The following is a 17156-nucleotide window of genomic DNA, read 5'->3' as shown; positions in this document are numbered from 1 at the left end:
TAGAGATGAGGAGTTTTTATTAGTTATCTATAAAAAATAGGAGGTATGTAGAATGAGTAATAAGAAGATTGTATTTAGTGGTGCTCAACCAACAGGAAGTTTAACCATGGGGAACTATATTGGTGCAGTAAAAAATTGGAAGGAACTTGAGGAAGAGCATCATTGCATATACTCTATTGTAGACTCTCACTCCTTAACTGTTCGACAAGATCCAAAGGCCTTTAAGGAAACTTGTATCTCTTTTTTAGTACAATATTTGGCCTGTGGATTGAATCCTGAGAAAAATATCATTTACTTTCAATCCCATGTTCCTCAGCATGCAGAACTAAATTGGATTTTAGGCTGTAATACCTATGTAGGAGAATTAGGTAGAATGACACAGTTTAAGGATAAATCGGAGAAGCATAAGGATAATATCAATGCAGGGCTGTTTACGTATCCTGTGTTGATGGCGGCAGATATCCTGTTGTACAGAAGTAATTTAGTTCCAGTAGGGGATGATCAAAAGCAGCATTTGGAAATAACGAGGGATATCGCTATGCGATTTAACAATTTATACGGTGAAGTATTCCCAATCCCAGAAATCCATACACCGAAAATCGGTGCCAGAATCATGAGTCTTCAAGAGCCTTCAAAGAAAATGTCAAAATCCGATGATAATGTGAATGGTACCATTTATTTAATGGATTCAGAGGACACCATATTAAAGAAAATGAAGAGAGCTGTTACCGATAGTGCAAATCATGTTGCCTATAACGAGGAGCAGCCCGGTGTAAAAAATCTAATCACCATCTATTCAAGTTTAACTGGATTATCGATCGAGGAAATCGTTGAAAGATATGAAGGAAAAGGCTACGGTGCATTTAAAGTGGATACGGCAGAGGTCGTGATTGAATTCTTGAAGCCTTTTAAGAGAAGATACGACGAATATATAAATAATTTAGACTATGTTGAAACCATCTATAAAAATGGGGCTAAGAAAGCATATGAGTTGGCTGAAGAAACAATGAAAGTCGTTCGGGATCGCATCGGTTTGTTGCAAAAATAAAGCTTGGTTTTAAATTTCAAATATTTAGAAACAATAAACAGGCTGGAACTTTAAAATTTCCAGCCTTATATGATGTTTTGACAAAGCGCTTACTTTATTGTCGAATAGAGAAGCCTGACTTTTCAATTTCTGCTTTCAACTTATCGATATCATCGGTTTCAAGACGTAGAATAATTTTAACCACATTGGTGGATACATTGGGATCGTCTATTAATAAACTGATAATATTTGCTCCAGATTTAGAAATGATATCGGTTAAAGTCGCTAATCTGCCTTTAAGATCATAGGTAGTCACTACAAGTTTATGACCTTTATTAATACCGTAAAGATGGGTATAATGCTTAAAGATTGCTTTATGAGTGATGATGCCTAAAAAATTTCCCTCCAGACTGTTAATGGCTACGAATGGGGTGTTGGTTTCGGCAAGCAGCAAAGCCGCATCTTCAACGTCATCGTAGGGTGTAAGACTTGGAATATCAGTTTTTAGAAGGTCATTTACAGTGATGGTATCATTTTGTTTCTCCATCATTGCTTTCAATAGCTTCACCTTGGAAATAACGCCAATAAGTTTATTTTCCTTCACAACTGGCAAGGATAAAAAATTTCCTTCTTCAATAATTTTTAAAGTAGATTTTAAATCCAAATCAGGTTCAATCAATGTAAGACTTTCTTTTGGTACAATAAAGTTGATTGATATCATAAAGCTCCCCCTTATAAAGTATAGTTAGTTAAGTATACAAATTTGTTTGCAAAATATGTCTACTCCCACAAACAAGTTATTGTTTAATTATACCCTATAACATTATGTAAAAACAAAATATTTAGAATAAAGTGATAAATTGTGGGTACAGATAATATCAGGTATACTAATTTCTAATGGACAGAATGAAGTGTCGTATTGACTGAAATTGATAAAAAAGGTATGATTTTAATTAGGTGTTTACAATTTATTGCAGGGTGGGAAGTGATCAATTGAAGATGGGAAATAGGGTCATCATTTTTATGATATTTATTGTATTTGGAATCGCCATAGGGATGCAGTTTCATTTTGAAATTGTTAAGGAATTTACTTCTCCATATACAAATGAAATAGAAACGCAAGAATTAACCGATCTAAAAAAAACCACGGAAAATATGAAGGTTCGAATTGAGGACCTAAAAAAACAAATCGATACCATGGAAAAGGAAAGAGTTGTGGAGAGCGTTCCCCTACAAAAACTCAAGGGAAATGTGGATGAGTATAAGATGATCGCAGGGTATACCAATGTTTCTGGACCGGGGATCAATATCGTTCTCGATAGCAATTTAGAGGAAAATAAGAATATCGCTGAGATTATAGAAGGTAGAAAGTATCTAGTTAATCTTGTGAATGAGCTGAAGGTTTTTGGTGCAGAGGTAATTTCTATCAATGGGAATCGTCTAGTGAGCAGAAGTGAAATTGCTTTGGCTGGGAATCATATTAATGTTCACGGTAAACCCATTGCGCCACCCTATGTAATACAGGCTATTGGAAACGTAGATCGATTTAAAAGATACGTAGACCACGGGACAATTATATTTGAGCTGATGGAATCCAATGGGATTAAATCTAGTATAAAATTTTCTAATAATATAAAAATCCCTGCTTCGACGAAAGAGAAGCCAATGCAGTTTTTAAAAGCGGTAGAATAAGAAATATAGAAGACAATAAGGCGATCCCTTATTGTTTTTAAATTGTATGAGGTGAAGGTATGAGAGTAAGGAATATTTCAAATGCAAAGGAATTGTTAAAAGAATATAAAGAATATGTGGCAGCACCTCAATTATTCAAGGAGCAATGGCATACTTATTTTGAAAATCAGAATCCGATTCATATAGAAATTGGCATGGGAAAGGGACAGTTTATCAGAACCTTAGCCAAATTGAATCCCAATATCAACTATATTGGTCTTGAGAAGGTAGAGGAATTGGTTCTAAAATCTGTGAGAAGTATAGAAGCAGAAGAAATCTGCAATATTTCATTGATCAATTGGAATGCTGTAAAGTTGGAAGAGATTTTAGGAGAAGGAGAGATTGAAAGGATTTATTTGAACTTTAGCGATCCTTGGCCGAAAGCAAGGCATGACAAAAGAAGATTAACCCATCATGGATTTTTGGATATCTATCAAAAGCTTTTAAAGGACCATGGTGAAATCCATTTAAAGACCGATAGTAAAGCGTTGTTTGAATTTTCTTTAGAACAATTCACTCAAAAGAATTTTACTTTGGTTGAAGTGATAGAAGATTTACATGGGAGCACTGACAAAGAAATAGCCAAAACTGAATACGAAGAAAAATTCATTGCGGAGGGGAAGCCCATTTATAAGTGTATTGCAAGAATTGAGTAAAACAAAAAAGATATTTAGAGACAGGCTTCAACGAACCTTTCTAAATATCTTTTATTTATGGAAAACAGCTTCTATAATTGTGTGCTCGCGGTGACTTTGTAGAACAGCTCTTTATGAAAGAACACTTCGAATGATGATTTCTAATATTCCGGCTAAAATAATATGCAGTATTCCCCAAGAAATATTAAAAACGGAATCTTGAAGTTTGACTTCTTTTTCTTCTCTTAAAATTTCAACGATGTTTGAATGATCCCTCAAAGGATTTTTCTTTAGGCTTTTAAAGGAAATAGGAAACATAAAGCCTAGGATCCCTACGACTATAATAATGGATGCAACAATGAAGTTTGCATTTAAGAGAGTCTTGATCACATCCCCCTTTTTTATCAGAGAGAATATAAGTGCTAGTACAGAAACAACAGCCATACTACTTAACGCGTAAGTAAGTATTTTTTTTAAGTTACTTAGAAAAACTTTCATTGAAACACTCCTGACTAGTAGAAGATATAAAATGTTAATACATATAGCAGATGCCAATAGCCTCTGCACCGAGATGACATCCGATAACAGGACCCAACTCATAGATGCCTGTAATGGCATCTGGATACCTTTGTTTTATGATGGTTTCATATTCAACAGCCTCATTATAAGCGCCGACATGGGATATGTAAATCGACTTTGCATTGGACGGAATTTCTTCAATCATTTTTTCAATGGCTTTTTTCTTTCCTCGTACTTTATCTACAGGTTCCAGCTTCCCATCGATTAATCCGATAATCGGTTTAATATTGAGCAAGGAACCTAGAAAAGCCTCGGTGGATGAAAGTCTTCCGCCTTTTTTTAGGTAATCCAATGTGGCTACTGTTAGACGGATACCGCCACGTTTTTTTTGTTCTTCGATTTGTTGAACAATTTCAGCTCTTGAAAGCCCTTTTTCAGATAAGAATAAAGCTTTTTCAATCAATGCTTTTAAATTAGAAACAGAGGTAAGGGAGTCGATCACTGAAATATTGTTGGTGTTAATCATTCCAGCAGCTACACTGGCACTATTGAATGTACCGCTCAGCTTAGAGGAAATCACAATAGCAATAACTTCATACCCATCATTCAAGGCTTGTTTAAATACATCCACAAATTTTCCTATAGATGGCTGTGAGGTTGTAGGGAAATCCTTCGACTTTGATAGTCGATCGAAGAAGCTATCAAATTCACCAGGGAAACCCTCATCTGAAACCGCTCCTTCAAAGGTAACAGAAAGCGGCACTACATCTATATTATATTGTTGTATGAATTCTTTTGTTAAGTATGCGGTACTATCTGTAACGATTTTAATTTTAGACATTTCATCACTCCTTTTAAATTTAAGATAAATATATCATATCAGCAATGGACTGTAGTTGTAAAGAAGTTATAAAACCTTGCATTGAAACGTATGTTCGGAGTATAATAGTAGTAAATCGGATGGAAAGGGATGATAGAATGCTTGGAAGGACCCACGTAGGTTTAGGAATCATGACATCTTTGGTCGTAATATGGCTGTTCGGGACTTTCTTAAGTATGAGCGAATTTAATACAATAGCGCTCCTTGTTTCTGTAATCGGAGCCTTACTGCCAGATTTGGATATGGGCACATCCTCCTTTGGCGGTAAATTTGGTATTGTAAAAGCGAAACAGATTAAGAAGGTATGGATTGGGATTTTAATTCTAGCATTGATGATATCCATTATCTTCTTAAAAAATACGATTTTCATTTATGGCATACTCACTTTAATCTTTCTAGGCTTTATATTTGCAGATAAATTTGCAAGAAAAGGATATTTTGCAATTAGAAATTTTGTACAGTCCATCAGTGGAATCCTTATCTTATTAATTTCCTATTATTACAAACATTATGCCATAGGATGGATAGGGATCGCTTTGCTTCTACTTTTATTGAGCAAACACAGAGGACTTTCCCATTCCCTTCTGTTTTTGATAGGGGCTACCTATGCCGTTAGAGAAATAAGTTTGTTTTATGGAAGCACAGATTATAGTATTGTCTTTGCAAGTAGCATGGCCAGTCATCTCTTAGGAGATATGGCGACGAAATCTGGCATCGGCCTGTGGATTCCATTGAGCAATAAACGCATTAAATTTCCATATACCATTAAAACAGGAGGGAAAATAGAAAAAGTCATATGGATCGCTTCTATATTGGCTGTGGTAAACATATTAAGGATTATATAGGGTTTTCTATGGCTATTAAATATAGAGACCCAATTGTGTTTGAAAAACATGTTTATGTAGATAATAAAAATAAATACAAGCTTTTTTGCTGAAATATTGTTATACTAGGGATAGCTAATCAAATAATATTATTGTCCCAAACTACGAATTTTTGAGGGGGAGTTAAGGTGTCAGATAAAATATTGGCTGCTAACAAACTGATGGAAGGTCAATTTTCCTGTGTTTTAGTAAAAGACGGCGAAGTCCTTATGACTTCAAAGGATAGAGGGATTCGTCCCATCATCAAAATGCTGATGGAAGATCAGAATTCTTTAAAAGATAGGGTGCTAGCAGATAAAATTATTGGAAAGGCAGCTGCGCTACTGGTTGTATTTGGACAGGTGGAGTATTTATATGCTCATGTTATCAGTGATTGTGCTAAAAACATACTAGAAAAAAATAATATAGTCGTGAATTATAATCATATTGTTCCGTACATAATGAATGAAGATGGAACAGATAAGTGCATGATGGAAAAAATGGTGGAGGATATTGAAGAGCCAGCGGAAGCCTTTGCTCTTTTTAAAGATTTTTTTAAAGATCGGCTTTAAGAGCAATTAGTGAGGAAGTGAAGCAATGGAATGTTGTTCAGGAAAAAAAAACATAGGAAGAAGTGCGGAAAACTGCCCACTTTGCAATAAACTAGGGAATAATATTCATTATTTAGCTGTAGAGATTGTTGTGAAAGAAGAATTGCTTTCCGAAGTAACGAAAGAAGCATATTTTGTATGTAACAACAGAGATTGTGAAGCTGTTTTTTATAATAGGATCAAGGACCGAATTTTTTTGGTGCAGGATATTAACCTATCGGCAAACTTTGATGAAATTATCAAACCAGAAGCAGATGGAAAATCTTGTGCTGGGAAATGCGGGAAATGCAAAGAAACACAAAATTAGGTACAATAAAGTTACAAATCACAAACTAAAGAAGATGAGGTGAAGTATTTGAGTCTAGATGTAGGAAAGTTTAATAATTTAATCATCGTTGATATGGATGGGAGAAGAGCTACCTTAAAAGAGGCAGATGGAAAAGGGAAGGGAATCGAGCTTTCGATAAAAGATTTGCCACAAGATAAGTCTGTAGGAGAATCCATCGATGTTTTTATCTATAAAGACTCCGATGACCGTATGGCGGCTACTTTAAAGAAACCATATGGACAAGTAGGAGAGCTGGTATGTCTGAAGGTGGTAGATGTAACATCCATCGGTGCGTTTTTAGATTGGGGTTTAGAAAAGGACTTGCTGATGCCCCTGAGAGAACAAACCTGTAAGCCAGAGAAGGGCAAATACTATCTGATAAAAATATATTTGGATAAAAGCCAACGATTGTGTGCAACTATGAAAATCGACGACGATTTACAAACCAATCCATCCTATAAGCCAGGAGAGATGGTGGAGGGGATGGTTTATGGATATAATCCGAAACTAGGAGCGTTCATTGCCATTGAAAACAAATATTACGGTTTCGTCCATAACACGGAGCTATTTGACCATTTAAGAATTGGGGATAAATCCAGCTTTAGAGTCATTAAGATTCGTGAAGATGGCAGGGTGGATCTATCCACACGTCAGGTTGCTCACAAGCAAATGACCGATGACGCAGATCGTATTCTCCAAATTTTAGCTATTCGAAGAGGATTTTTACCACTCAATGATAAAAGTGATCCAGATGAGATCAAGAAATATTTATCCATCAGTAAAAATGCTTTTAAAAGGGCCTTAGGCAGATTGCTAAAAGAGAAGAAAGTGAAACAGACGGAAGAAGGAATTTCACTGTTGGTCGATATAAAAATTAAAGAGTTGGAAGAAGACAGTTAAATCGTCAAGAGAGGAAACTCTTAGAGGAGCTGTGAACGGATGGTTGATAGCGAGGTAACTGCAATCGTACTTGCTGGAGGCGGTAGTACAAGAATGGGGCAGAATAAAGCTTTACTTAAATTAGGAAATAAAACGATGATTGAAACAATCATCGACTCCTTAAAGGTTCTGTTCGAACACATCCTTGTAATCACCAATCATCCAGAGGAATATAATATGCTTAAAAACGTAAAATTTGTAAAGGATTGTGTGGACGTAGGGGAAAAAAATTCTTTAATCGGCCTGTATTCAGGATTAAAACAGAGTGAAACAGCCTATACTTTTGCTATAGGCTGCGATATGCCCTTTGTCCATATAGAATTCATACAATATATGATGGACTCCTTAAAAGATGAAGCGATTATAGTGCCTTATATCAATGGATTCTATGAACCCTTATACGCGATTTATAGCAACGATTGTTTAGGGGCTATGGACAAGCTGATACAGACAAAAAATTATAGGATTTCTGCTATTTTTGAAAATGTACCATCAAAAAAAGTGACTTATGACGAGATTCGGATATTTGATTCTTCTCTTGCTTGTTTTAAAAATATAAACACCTACGATGTCTATTTAAAAACAAAGCATATTTTTGAATCAATTTAAAATAATCAGTAGAAGGTCTATGGAGGTGTAAAGATGGAAGTGATTTCAGAAGACGGAAAGATAAGAATTTCCAATGATGTGATTATGCTCATTGCTAAAAAAGCAGTAGAAGAAGTGGAAGGCGTTATTTCGTTAAATAGTGGACTCCCTGTAGGAATTATGGAATTTTTCGATAAAAATACAACCACGAAAAAAGGTGTAAAGATTAAAAATGAAGAGAGTAAAGTCATTATTAATTTATCCGTTGTAGTACGGTATGGCACGGTGATCCCTGAAGTAATTCAAGAGGTACAGGAACGAGTGAAAAAATCCATTGAAGCCATGACGGATATTGAAGTAAATACAGTAAATATTTTTGTACAAGGAATTGAATTGTAAAAAAGATTGAATCCTTATAAAAAAAGAGCGGCCATCCTTTGATTTATTGAAGGATTGTCGCTCTGTATTATTATTTACCCTGTTGTCTGCAAGAACAAAGCATCATCTTATTTCGGTAAGCTTCAGCTTCATTCATAGCAGCCATATACATATGCATACAGTACATTCTTTCCATATGCTGCATCATTCCATCATCACAGTGGTCCGTCATCGGTGGCATTGGGCATGGATGGGCTGGCATTGGATTCGGATGCATCGGTGGATACGGCATCGGCATGTGGTCGTAGCAAGGCATACTAGGCATTGGTGGACACGGCATTGGCAGCGGATCATGGCAAGGCATATTCGGCATACATGGATAAGGCATTATTGGTTCTTCATGATTGCAGCAAGGTATAATATTTTCAAATATTTCCACAAGACAACCTCCTCGATATTCTATATTAGAACTTTTAATTATAGAATATGTAGGTAGGTGTTAATTGGTTACAAAAAAGTAGTATGGCTTTGAGCAATACTACTTATAGGATGGGACATTGTCCAATATAGAATTATTATTTGTTGGATTGTACATATTCAACGATGTCACCGATGTTTTTAAAATTTTCAACTTCTTCATCTGGGATTTCTACACCGAATTCATCTTCAATCGCCATGATAATTTCAACTGCATCTAATGAATCAGCATCTAAGTCCCCTGTTAATGAAGTTGTAGCAGAGATTGCGTCAACATCATCCAGCCCTAGCTGTTCAGCAACAATTTCTTTGATTTTTTGTAGTACCATTGTGTATTCCTCCTAATATTTTAATTATTTTTAACGTATACAAAATATGGAATATATTTTTCAATACGTTGTTAAAAGACCCGATACAAATTAATATACAGTTCATCAGAAGCTGAGTTCCCGTTGAACCAACCTAAATTTAATATAGAGTCTTTATTAGTATTATAGTCAAAAAGTCCATTTTTAGAATAACATAAAATATAATATTTGCAAATATTATTTGTGAAAATAGTAGGATTTTACTTTAGAACTAAAACGAAAAAACTTAACATAGATTTAACATTTCTCTAACCTAGTTTTAACAAAAGTAATACGGATATACTTTACTATGTTAAAGTGTAGTGTTATGCACATCAATAAGAGGTTTTGATAGGAGGATTTTTAATGGATTTAGTTTTTGGTATTGCGGGAGGACTCGGATTATTTCTATATGGAATGACAATCATGAGTGCAGGACTTCAAAAAGCTGCTGGTGACAAACTAAAATCTATTATTAGTATGCTTACTAGTAATAAATACATGGGTGTTGCAGTTGGTGCGATTATCACAATGATTGTACAGAGTAGTAGTGCTACCACAGTTATGGTTGTTGGTTTTGTAAATGCTGGTATGATGAACCTTGTACAAGCTGTTGGTGTTATCATGGGCTCCAATGTTGGTACAACCATTACTGCACAAATTATCACTTTTAAAATTGAACACTATGCCCCGCTTATTATTGGGATAGCTGTAGCTGTTTGGCTATTTGCCAACGATCGTAAGATTAAGCAATTTGCAGAAGCTGGAATCGGATTTGGTATTTTATTTCTAGGGATGAGTATTATGGGAGGCGCTTTAAAGCCCCTGGGACAATACGAAGGATTTAAAAACCTATTAATTAGCTTTGGTGAAAATCCGTTCTTAGGAATATTGGCTGGATTTGCAGTTACGATTGTTGTTCAAAGTAGTAGTGCAACAACTGGTATTTTATTAGCCCTATCTTCCCAAGGACTGATACCAATTACATCAGGAATTCCTATTTTATTTGGTATTAATATTGGAACCACTATAACTGCGGTACTTTCCAGTATTGGTGCAAATCGCACTGCAAAAAGAGCAGCCGCTGTACACGTTATATTCAACTTTTTCGGAACAATTATTTTTATATTACTGCTTCAAAAACCTTTATTCTGGGCAGTAACGACTTTAAATCCTGGCGTGGATGCCTATGCAGTTTCAAGACAGATTGCAAATGCACATACCATATTCAACATTGTAAATACAGCGCTGATGTTGCCCTTCTCCGTGTTATTAGTGAAATTAGCTACGAGAATTATTCCAGGAGAAGATGAAGATAATGAAGGAATTAAATATATAGACGATCGTATTTTAGAGACCCCTTCCATTGCACTAGCTAGTGCAATTAAGGAAACGCTACATATGGGAAATGTGGCGAAAGACACGATGTCCAATGCTCTAGAAGGCATTCTAGATAGACAGCAAAAGAAAATCGATGAAACTTTTCGTTTAGAAAAAATAGTAAATGATATGGAAAGAGAACTAGCGACCTATTTGGTCAAATTATCCAACCGAGATATCTCTGCAGAGAATAGAGAAACTGTAGATGGACTTTTCAATACAATCAATGATATTGAAAGAGTAGGGGATCATTCAGAAAACTTAGCAGAATTGGGACAATCCCTTATAGACAATAACCTATCATTTTCTGAAACAGCAATTAAAGAGTTAAAAGATATGTCAGACCTCGTAATGAAAGCATATGCCGATTCATTAACAGCGCTACAGACCTTGGACATGAATTTAGCCATCAGTGTAGTTGAAACCGAAGAAAAAATAGATTTCATGGAAAAGGCACTAAGAGCAAACCATATTGGAAGATTAAATTCACAATTATGTATTCCCAGTTCAGGGATCCTATTCCTGGATATTATCAGTAACCTAGAGCGTATTGGGGATCATGCCTCTAATATTGCCATGGCTGTACTAGATAAGATGAAGGTAATAAAATAGATTTTATTTAAAAGCCCGTAGACTTGATAAATGAAGCCTACGGGTTTTGTTTTATGTATTTAAAATCTTTAACACAGTTAACGATTAAATACGACAAAAATTTTACGGTGGGAAACAAAAAAATTTTATTAACTGTTTCGTAATTCATTTTAAAACAAATTATACTATAATTTTTATTAGGAATTCGATATGATGTAAGACAGGGAGGTTGGACTAATATGAAGCGTTGGATATTTAATATTGTTATAGTAATCATTCTAGGTATACTGGTTGTAGGATGTACCGCAGTGGGTGCAGTAAATCTCCCAAAGGATCCAAAATCAGGAGAAGAGAATTCTGTAGAGATATCCCCGAATGATGAGGAAACGATAAAAAAAGAGAAGGATTCTGTAGAAAAAGTGACCGAAACAGAACCAACAGAAGGACTGGAAGTAGACAAAAAAGAGAACTTGGAAGAAAAGGAAAAGACACCGCCTAGGGAAATTGAAAATAAAATTCATTATTCCGGTGATGGAAGCAAAAAGCTGGTTGCTCTTACCTTTGACGATGGGCCCGAATCTACATACACTTCTCAAATTTTAGAGATCTTAGAGGGGTATGGAATTAAGGTGACATTTTTCGTAGTGGGTCAGAATGCAGAAAAACACCCTGAAGTTTTAAAACTAATCCATGATCAAGGACATGAAATTGGAAATCATAGCTGGAGTCACAAATATTTACCCAAATTATCGAAATCCAATGTTGAAAAAGAAGTATTGATGACAGAAAAGGTCATTAGAGAAGCTATTGGTGAGCATGCTCCATTACTGAGACCACCCTATGGTGCATTAAAGCAGCAAGGAATAGAGCAGATGAGTTCTTTAGGATATCACGTTGTCAATTGGTCTGTAGATACCAGAGATTGGGCGGGCACTTCAGAGGAGCAAATGATGAATTACATTAAAAACCAGTTAAAGCCCGGTGGCATCATCTTGATGCACAATGCGGGAAATCCAGCGTCTATAAAGAACACTGTAAGTTCATTACCAACAATTATCGATTGGATATTGGAACAAGGTTACGAATTTGTAACGGTTTCTGAAATACTGAATTTATAAAAAATCGTATAGAGCATAAACCCTTTTTATAAAGGGTTTATTTTTTTGTCTATAAACATCAATGAACAAATTTTATTTATGCTTTATAAAGGTGAATATTTGAAGAATTATAGGAGAAAATAAAAAAAGCTCCTGTAAAAACTCTATAAGGAAGCTTTTTTTTGAAACTCATTTACGGCAAAGTTCTTTTTCGGAAACATATGGTAAGTAGAACTTCCTATTCGTCATAAAAATAATTTAGTGTGAGGAGCCCGATATGAAAAAAAATGAGAATACAAGATTAATAATCATTGGTGGTGGAGAAGATAAATGTGCGGATAAAAAAATATTGAAGGAAGTCATTCGACTCTCTGGTGGGAAAAAAGCCTATATCGCAGTAGTTACAACAGCTACAAATTATCCGCTAGAGGTAGGTGAAGAATATAAACGGATTTTCTACGACTTGGGAGCAGATAAAGTGGAAACAATTCATATCGTCTCGAGAAAAGAAGCAAATAGAAAGCAGGTCTCTAGAATATTAGATGAGGTCAGCTGTATATTTTTCGTTGGTGGAGATCAACTGAGAATCTCCAGTATATTAGGTGGGACAGAATTTCATAAGCATATTCAAGAGTGTATAGAAGATGGCGTTATTGTGGCTGGAACCAGCGCTGGAGCCTCTATGATGAGTGAAGTCATGGTAGTAGAAGGTGAGGAAGAAGATGCGCCTAGAAAATGCACCTTAAAAATGGCACCAGGAATGGGATTTTTAGAAGGAGTCATTATTGATCAGCATTTTAACCAAAGAGGTAGAATTGGAAGGCTACTAGGTGCAGTTGCTCAAAACCCTAATGTCATTGGTCTTGGAATAGATGAAGACACTGCCATTATCGTTAATGATCAAAAGGAATTAAAGGTAATTGGCTCCGGTGTCATTACGGTTGTAGATGGGAGAGAAATAGATTATACCAATATTTCAGAGCAATATCCAAACGATCCATTGGCAATTACGAACGTTAAAATAGACATCCTTCCTACAGGATACGGATATAATTTTTTAAATCGACAAGCAATTACAGAGAGCGACAAAGAGGATAAAAATGAACATCAATAACTGAAACTGTTTTAGGAGGACAGAAGATGAAACTATTAAGTATTAAGGTATATCCAGGAAGAAATATATATAGTCATTGGCCTATTGTAAGAGTTGATGTAGACTTAGGCCGCTATGTGGATATACCAACCTGTGATATAGAGGGATTTAATGAAAGATTACTTTCTATTTTACCGGGGTTAAAAAATCATAAATGTTCAAAAGGATATTTGAATGGTTTTTATGAGAGGCTGGAAAGCGGTACATATTTAGCTCATGTAATGGAACATATGGCAATAGAAATTCAAAATATCCTAGGATATGATTTAAGTTTTGGAAAGACTAGATATTTGAAGAATGACACTGTATATTGTCTAGTATTTTCCTATATCAATCCAACTGTAGGCTATGAGTCTGCAACATTAGCATTTGATATCATCGACAGTTTTTTGAACAACAAATCCATAGATATGGGATCTCGTTTATTAGAGATTGAGAAGAAGTCGGAGGAAAAAGAACTAGGGCCTAGTACCAGCGCCATTCTTGAAGAAGCTGAAAAAAGAAAAATACCGACCATACGAATTGGAGAAGAGAGCATCCTTCAGCTAGGATATGGAAAATATCAGCGAAGGATACAAGCCACAATGACGGATGCTACCAGTTGTATGGCAGTAGATATTGCCTGCGATAAAGAGTTGACCAATAGAATCTTAAGAAATCATGGTGTACCAGTACCGGAGGGAAGAATCAGCAATACATTGGAGGAAGTTTTTGAAATTGTAGAACGATTAAAGCCGCCCATTGTTGTGAAGCCTTATAATGGAAATCAAGGCAAGGGGGTTTCTTTAAACTTATACACAAAAGAAGAAATCATAAGAGCCTTCCATATTGCAAAGCAATTCAGTGATAAGGTATTAATCGAAAAATTCATAGAGGGAAAGCATTACCGAATCACTGTAGTGGGTGGGAAGGTAGTGGCAGCCTCAGAGCGAATCGCAGCACATGTTATTGGGGACGGTGTACACAATATTCAAGAGTTGATCGATATTGAGAACTTAAATCCTTTAAGAGGAAATGGGCATCAGAAGCCTTTGACAAGAATCCAGATCGACGATGTGATGAATTTAACCTTAGATAAGGTAAAGATGAATTTAAATACCATACCTAAAGCTGGAGAAATTGTCTATCTAAGAGAAAATGATAATCTAAGTACGGGTGGTATCGCTATTGATGTGACCGATGAGGTGCATCCTGAAAATATAAAATTGGCGCTAAGAGCAGCTCGGATTATAGGGCTGGATATTGCAGGTATTGATGTAACAACGAAAGATATTACGAAATCAATTTCAGAGAATGGCGGAGCGATCATTGAGGTCAATGCTTGTCCAGGTATTCGCATGCACCATTATCCATCAAAAGGTGTTCCACGAAATGTGGCAAAAGAAATTGTGAATATGCTATTTCCAGAAAATGCACCTCACTCGGTGCCAATTGTATCTGTAACTGGAACCAACGGAAAAACGACAACGACTCGAATGATTGCTAAAATATTGAAGATGAACAATATGGTTGTAGGCATGACGAGCACAGGTGGTGTATACATTGACAACGAATTAATCGTAAAAGGAGATACAACAGGTCCGCGTAGTGCAGAAATCGTTTTGATGGATAAGCATATTGACATCGCTGTTTTAGAAACTGCCAGAGGTGGTATCGTCAATAAAGGCCTAGGCTATGATTTAGCAGATGTAGGACTGGTGACCAACATCGATGATGATCATATGGGAATCGATGGCATTAATACCTTAGAAGATATGGCAGATGTAAAATCATTGGTGTTGGAGGCTATTAAACCGGAGGGCTACGCAATCATCAACGCAGAGGATACTTTTGCTAGAAGAATGGCAGAAAGAGCCAGAGGAAATATCGTATATTTCTCCCAGTGTGACACCAATGAGCTGATTATAGAACATAAAAAACAAGGAAAAAAAGCGATTTATTTAAAAGAAAAGAAAATTTGTATATTCGATGGCAACAAGGAAATTGATGTAATAGAAATTGAAAAAATACCTGCTACACTTGGGGGGATATTGGAACATAATATTGAAAATAGTCTCTGTGCTGTAGCTGCCACATTTGCCTTGGGCGTAGATATCCATAGGATTTATGAGGGATTAAGAGATTTCCATACAGATGCCGTTCATAATATGGGTAGATTCAACGTATTTGAGGTTGCAAATTTCAAAGTGATATTGGATTACGGTCACAATATTGGCGGTTACAACCGTGTATTGAATGGATTAAATAAAATGAAGGCGAATCGATTGATCGGGGTCATTGGTGTACCGGGAGATCGAACCGATATCAGTATCCTAAAGATTGGAGAACTGTCTGGGAAATATTTTGATCAGGTGTATATCAAAGAGGATCGGGACTTAAGAGGAAGAAATGTGGGGCAGGTTGCGGAGCTTATAAAAAAGGGTTGCATCTTAGGGAAGCTATCAGAGCAACAAATTACTACAGAATTGGACGAAAGAGTGGCCTTAGAGAAAGCCATGAAAAACGCCAAAGAAGGAGATATCATCATTGTGTTCTATGAAGAATACGAACCGCTACTGGATATTATCCATAAATTTAAAAACGAGGCAGATCAGGCGGTAAAGGAACAACCACATGTAGCAGCAAATGAAATATAAAATATGAAGGGACGAATTCGTCCCTTCATATTTTTAATATTAGCCTTGAAAAGGAACAGATTATTGACAAAAAGAATATTATGTTTATAATTATCTAAAAAATTAGTTTAATTTATTCATTGGAAGTGTATGAATAAATAATATACTTAATTCATAGAGAGAAGGGGTAGAATGAAAAAAATAGGTGTATTTTTCGATATTGATGGTACCTTATATAGAGATTCTCTAATGGTAGAGCATTTTAAGAAACTGGTACAATATGAATTAATAGATCCAGCGATTTGGCATAATACTGCAAAAATGGCCTTTTACGATTGGGATATGAGACACGAAAACTATGATAATTATATAGAAGCAATTGCACAGATCTATTTGACGACCATGAAGGGTCTGAACAGAGAGCATATGGACTTTATATCCCACCAAGTGATTAACTTAAAAGGAGATAAAGTATATCGCTTTACAAAAGATAGAATTCAATGGCATAAGTCCCAAGGACATGTAGTTATTTTTATTTCAGGAAGTCCTGACTATTTAGTATCTAAAATGGCTGAAAAATATGGGGTAACAGATTTTCGGGGTACAGAGTACAAAATAGACGAAAAAAATTATTTTACTGGCGATATTGCGCAGATGTGGGATTCCGACAGTAAATCTTTAGCTATTATGGAGTTTGTAGAGAAATATAATATCGATTTAGAGCAAAGCTATTCCTATGGCGATACCAACGGCGATTTCTCCATGCTGAAGCTGGTAGGGAATCCAATTGCTATTAACCCTGCGAAAGAGTTGTTGCAAAATATTAGAAAGGATAGAGAACTTCGAAAAAAAGCAACGATCATTGTAGAAAGAAAAGATGTCATTTATAAATTAACTGCCGATGTAGAGTTCTTATAAAAAAAGATTTGAAAGGAGGACGATATGAGAGCATTTTTAAAGCTTATTTACGACAAAGTTCTTCTTTTTTACACGCTTC

General features: G+C 35.7%; 19 protein-coding genes. 14 read left to right on the top strand and 5 right to left on the bottom strand.

The annotated features are described in order from the left end of the window. The first annotated feature begins 52 nt into the window (after positions 1-52). Complete coding sequence (trpS, locus tag CLOS_RS11065) at positions 53-1048, top strand: tryptophan--tRNA ligase (RefSeq protein ID WP_012159968.1); 996 nt, start codon at positions 53-55, stop codon at positions 1046-1048. 94 nt (positions 1049-1142) lie between these two features. Here trpS and CLOS_RS11060 read toward each other — a convergent pair whose 3' ends face one another. Continuing rightward, positions 1143-1748: a CBS domain-containing protein gene (locus tag CLOS_RS11060; RefSeq protein ID WP_012159967.1), complete on the bottom strand. Its 606-nt coding sequence runs from the start codon at positions 1746-1748 to the stop codon at positions 1143-1145. Positions 1749-2026: 278 nt separating this feature from the next. Between CLOS_RS11060 and CLOS_RS15335 the strand changes: the two genes are divergently transcribed. Together CLOS_RS15335 and trmB are read left to right on the top strand one after the other, a co-directional pair. Continuing rightward, complete coding sequence (locus CLOS_RS15335) at positions 2027-2719, top strand: DUF881 domain-containing protein (protein WP_242649629.1); 693 nt, start codon at positions 2027-2029, stop codon at positions 2717-2719. Positions 2720-2778: 59 nt separating this feature from the next. After that, the gene (gene trmB / locus CLOS_RS11050; protein ID WP_012159965.1) at positions 2779-3414 is read left to right on the top strand and encodes a tRNA (guanosine(46)-N7)-methyltransferase TrmB; all 636 of its coding nucleotides are present in this window, start codon (positions 2779-2781) and stop codon (positions 3412-3414) included. Positions 3415-3525: 111 nt separating this feature from the next. On the opposite strand, the gene CLOS_RS11045 is transcribed toward trmB, so the two are convergent. Next, positions 3526-3891, bottom strand: a complete 366-nt coding sequence (locus CLOS_RS11045) for a hypothetical protein (protein WP_012159964.1) — start codon at positions 3889-3891, stop codon at positions 3526-3528. A gap of 34 nt (positions 3892-3925) precedes the next feature. Further along, a complete protein-coding gene (locus tag CLOS_RS11040) occupies positions 3926-4753 on the bottom strand; it encodes a DegV family protein (protein WP_012159963.1) in 828 nt (275 codons plus the stop codon). A gap of 137 nt (positions 4754-4890) precedes the next feature. Here CLOS_RS11040 and CLOS_RS11035 point away from each other — a divergent pair, with 137 nt between their 5' ends. The 6 genes from CLOS_RS11035 (at position 4891) to CLOS_RS11010 (ending at position 8520) form a co-directional block, all read left to right on the top strand. Continuing rightward, positions 4891-5637, top strand: coding sequence for a metal-dependent hydrolase (locus tag CLOS_RS11035; protein ID WP_012159962.1), 747 nt, complete (start codon positions 4891-4893; stop codon positions 5635-5637). A 167-nt stretch (positions 5638-5804) separates the two neighbouring features. Beyond that, a complete protein-coding gene (locus CLOS_RS11030) occupies positions 5805-6227 on the top strand; it encodes a DUF1893 domain-containing protein (RefSeq protein ID WP_012159961.1) in 423 nt (140 codons plus the stop codon). Between the two features lie 25 nt (positions 6228-6252). Further along, positions 6253-6573, top strand: coding sequence for a hypothetical protein (locus tag CLOS_RS11025; protein ID WP_012159960.1), 321 nt, complete (start codon positions 6253-6255; stop codon positions 6571-6573). A gap of 48 nt (positions 6574-6621) precedes the next feature. Then, entirely contained in the window at positions 6622-7494 is an 873-nt protein-coding gene (locus CLOS_RS11020; protein ID WP_012159959.1) for a CvfB family protein, read from the top strand. Between the two features lie 39 nt (positions 7495-7533). After that, a complete protein-coding gene (locus tag CLOS_RS11015) occupies positions 7534-8142 on the top strand; it encodes a molybdenum cofactor guanylyltransferase (RefSeq protein WP_012159958.1) in 609 nt (202 codons plus the stop codon). A 33-nt stretch (positions 8143-8175) separates the two neighbouring features. Then, positions 8176-8520, top strand: coding sequence for an Asp23/Gls24 family envelope stress response protein (locus tag CLOS_RS11010; RefSeq protein WP_012159957.1), 345 nt, complete (start codon positions 8176-8178; stop codon positions 8518-8520). A gap of 70 nt (positions 8521-8590) precedes the next feature. On the opposite strand, the gene CLOS_RS11005 is transcribed toward CLOS_RS11010, so the two are convergent. Then, positions 8591-8938, bottom strand: coding sequence for a hypothetical protein (locus CLOS_RS11005; protein WP_012159956.1), 348 nt, complete (start codon positions 8936-8938; stop codon positions 8591-8593). A 136-nt stretch (positions 8939-9074) separates the two neighbouring features. Beyond that, on the bottom strand, positions 9075-9305 hold the full coding sequence (gene acpP, locus CLOS_RS11000) for an acyl carrier protein (RefSeq protein ID WP_012159955.1): 231 nt from the start codon (positions 9303-9305) through the stop codon (positions 9075-9077). Between the two features lie 384 nt (positions 9306-9689). On the opposite strand from acpP, the gene CLOS_RS10995 reads away from it, so the two are divergent. The 5 genes from CLOS_RS10995 (at position 9690) to CLOS_RS10975 (ending at position 17077) form a co-directional block, all read left to right on the top strand. Then, complete coding sequence (locus tag CLOS_RS10995; RefSeq protein WP_012159954.1) at positions 9690-11315, top strand: Na/Pi cotransporter family protein; 1626 nt, start codon at positions 9690-9692, stop codon at positions 11313-11315. Positions 11316-11533: 218 nt separating this feature from the next. Further along, a complete protein-coding gene (locus tag CLOS_RS10990) occupies positions 11534-12412 on the top strand; it encodes a polysaccharide deacetylase family protein (RefSeq protein ID WP_012159953.1) in 879 nt (292 codons plus the stop codon). 256 nt (positions 12413-12668) lie between these two features. Next, complete coding sequence (locus tag CLOS_RS10985; protein ID WP_012159952.1) at positions 12669-13505, top strand: cyanophycinase; 837 nt, start codon at positions 12669-12671, stop codon at positions 13503-13505. 26 nt (positions 13506-13531) lie between these two features. Next, positions 13532-16180 (top strand): cyanophycin synthetase, encoded by a 2649-nt coding sequence (gene cphA, locus CLOS_RS10980; RefSeq protein WP_012159951.1) that lies wholly within the window; start codon positions 13532-13534, stop codon positions 16178-16180. A gap of 171 nt (positions 16181-16351) precedes the next feature. Further along, complete coding sequence (locus tag CLOS_RS10975; RefSeq protein ID WP_012159950.1) at positions 16352-17077, top strand: HAD family hydrolase; 726 nt, start codon at positions 16352-16354, stop codon at positions 17075-17077. The last annotated feature ends 79 nt before the right edge of the window (positions 17078-17156 follow it).

This window comes from Alkaliphilus oremlandii OhILAs (genome assembly GCF_000018325.1).
In the GTDB taxonomy this organism is placed as follows: domain Bacteria; phylum Bacillota; class Clostridia; order Peptostreptococcales; family Natronincolaceae; genus Alkaliphilus_B; species Alkaliphilus_B oremlandii.
This window is presented reverse-complemented; position numbering and strand designations above follow the sequence as displayed.

Coding starts and splice junctions, on each gene's coding strand:
- trpS (WP_012159968.1), top strand. CDS start 53: ATGAGTAATAAGAAGATTGTATTTAGTGGTGCTCAACCAACAGGAAGT.
- CLOS_RS10975 (WP_012159950.1), top strand. CDS start 16,352: ATGAAAAAAATAGGTGTATTTTTCGATATTGATGGTACCTTATATAGA.
- CLOS_RS11045 (WP_012159964.1), bottom strand. CDS start 3,891: ATGAAAGTTTTTCTAAGTAACTTAAAAAAAATACTTACTTACGCGTTA.
- CLOS_RS10990 (WP_012159953.1), top strand. CDS start 11,534: ATGAAGCGTTGGATATTTAATATTGTTATAGTAATCATTCTAGGTATA.
- CLOS_RS11010 (WP_012159957.1), top strand. CDS start 8,176: ATGGAAGTGATTTCAGAAGACGGAAAGATAAGAATTTCCAATGATGTG.
- CLOS_RS11040 (WP_012159963.1), bottom strand. CDS start 4,753: ATGTCTAAAATTAAAATCGTTACAGATAGTACCGCATACTTAACAAAA.
- CLOS_RS11060 (WP_012159967.1), bottom strand. CDS start 1,748: ATGATATCAATCAACTTTATTGTACCAAAAGAAAGTCTTACATTGATT.
- CLOS_RS11015 (WP_012159958.1), top strand. CDS start 7,534: ATGGTTGATAGCGAGGTAACTGCAATCGTACTTGCTGGAGGCGGTAGT.
- cphA (WP_012159951.1), top strand. CDS start 13,532: ATGAAACTATTAAGTATTAAGGTATATCCAGGAAGAAATATATATAGT.
- CLOS_RS11025 (WP_012159960.1), top strand. CDS start 6,253: ATGGAATGTTGTTCAGGAAAAAAAAACATAGGAAGAAGTGCGGAAAAC.
- trmB (WP_012159965.1), top strand. CDS start 2,779: ATGAGAGTAAGGAATATTTCAAATGCAAAGGAATTGTTAAAAGAATAT.
- CLOS_RS10985 (WP_012159952.1), top strand. CDS start 12,669: ATGAAAAAAAATGAGAATACAAGATTAATAATCATTGGTGGTGGAGAA.
- CLOS_RS15335 (WP_242649629.1), top strand. CDS start 2,027: ATGGGAAATAGGGTCATCATTTTTATGATATTTATTGTATTTGGAATC.
- acpP (WP_012159955.1), bottom strand. CDS start 9,305: ATGGTACTACAAAAAATCAAAGAAATTGTTGCTGAACAGCTAGGGCTG.
- CLOS_RS11035 (WP_012159962.1), top strand. CDS start 4,891: ATGCTTGGAAGGACCCACGTAGGTTTAGGAATCATGACATCTTTGGTC.
- CLOS_RS10995 (WP_012159954.1), top strand. CDS start 9,690: ATGGATTTAGTTTTTGGTATTGCGGGAGGACTCGGATTATTTCTATAT.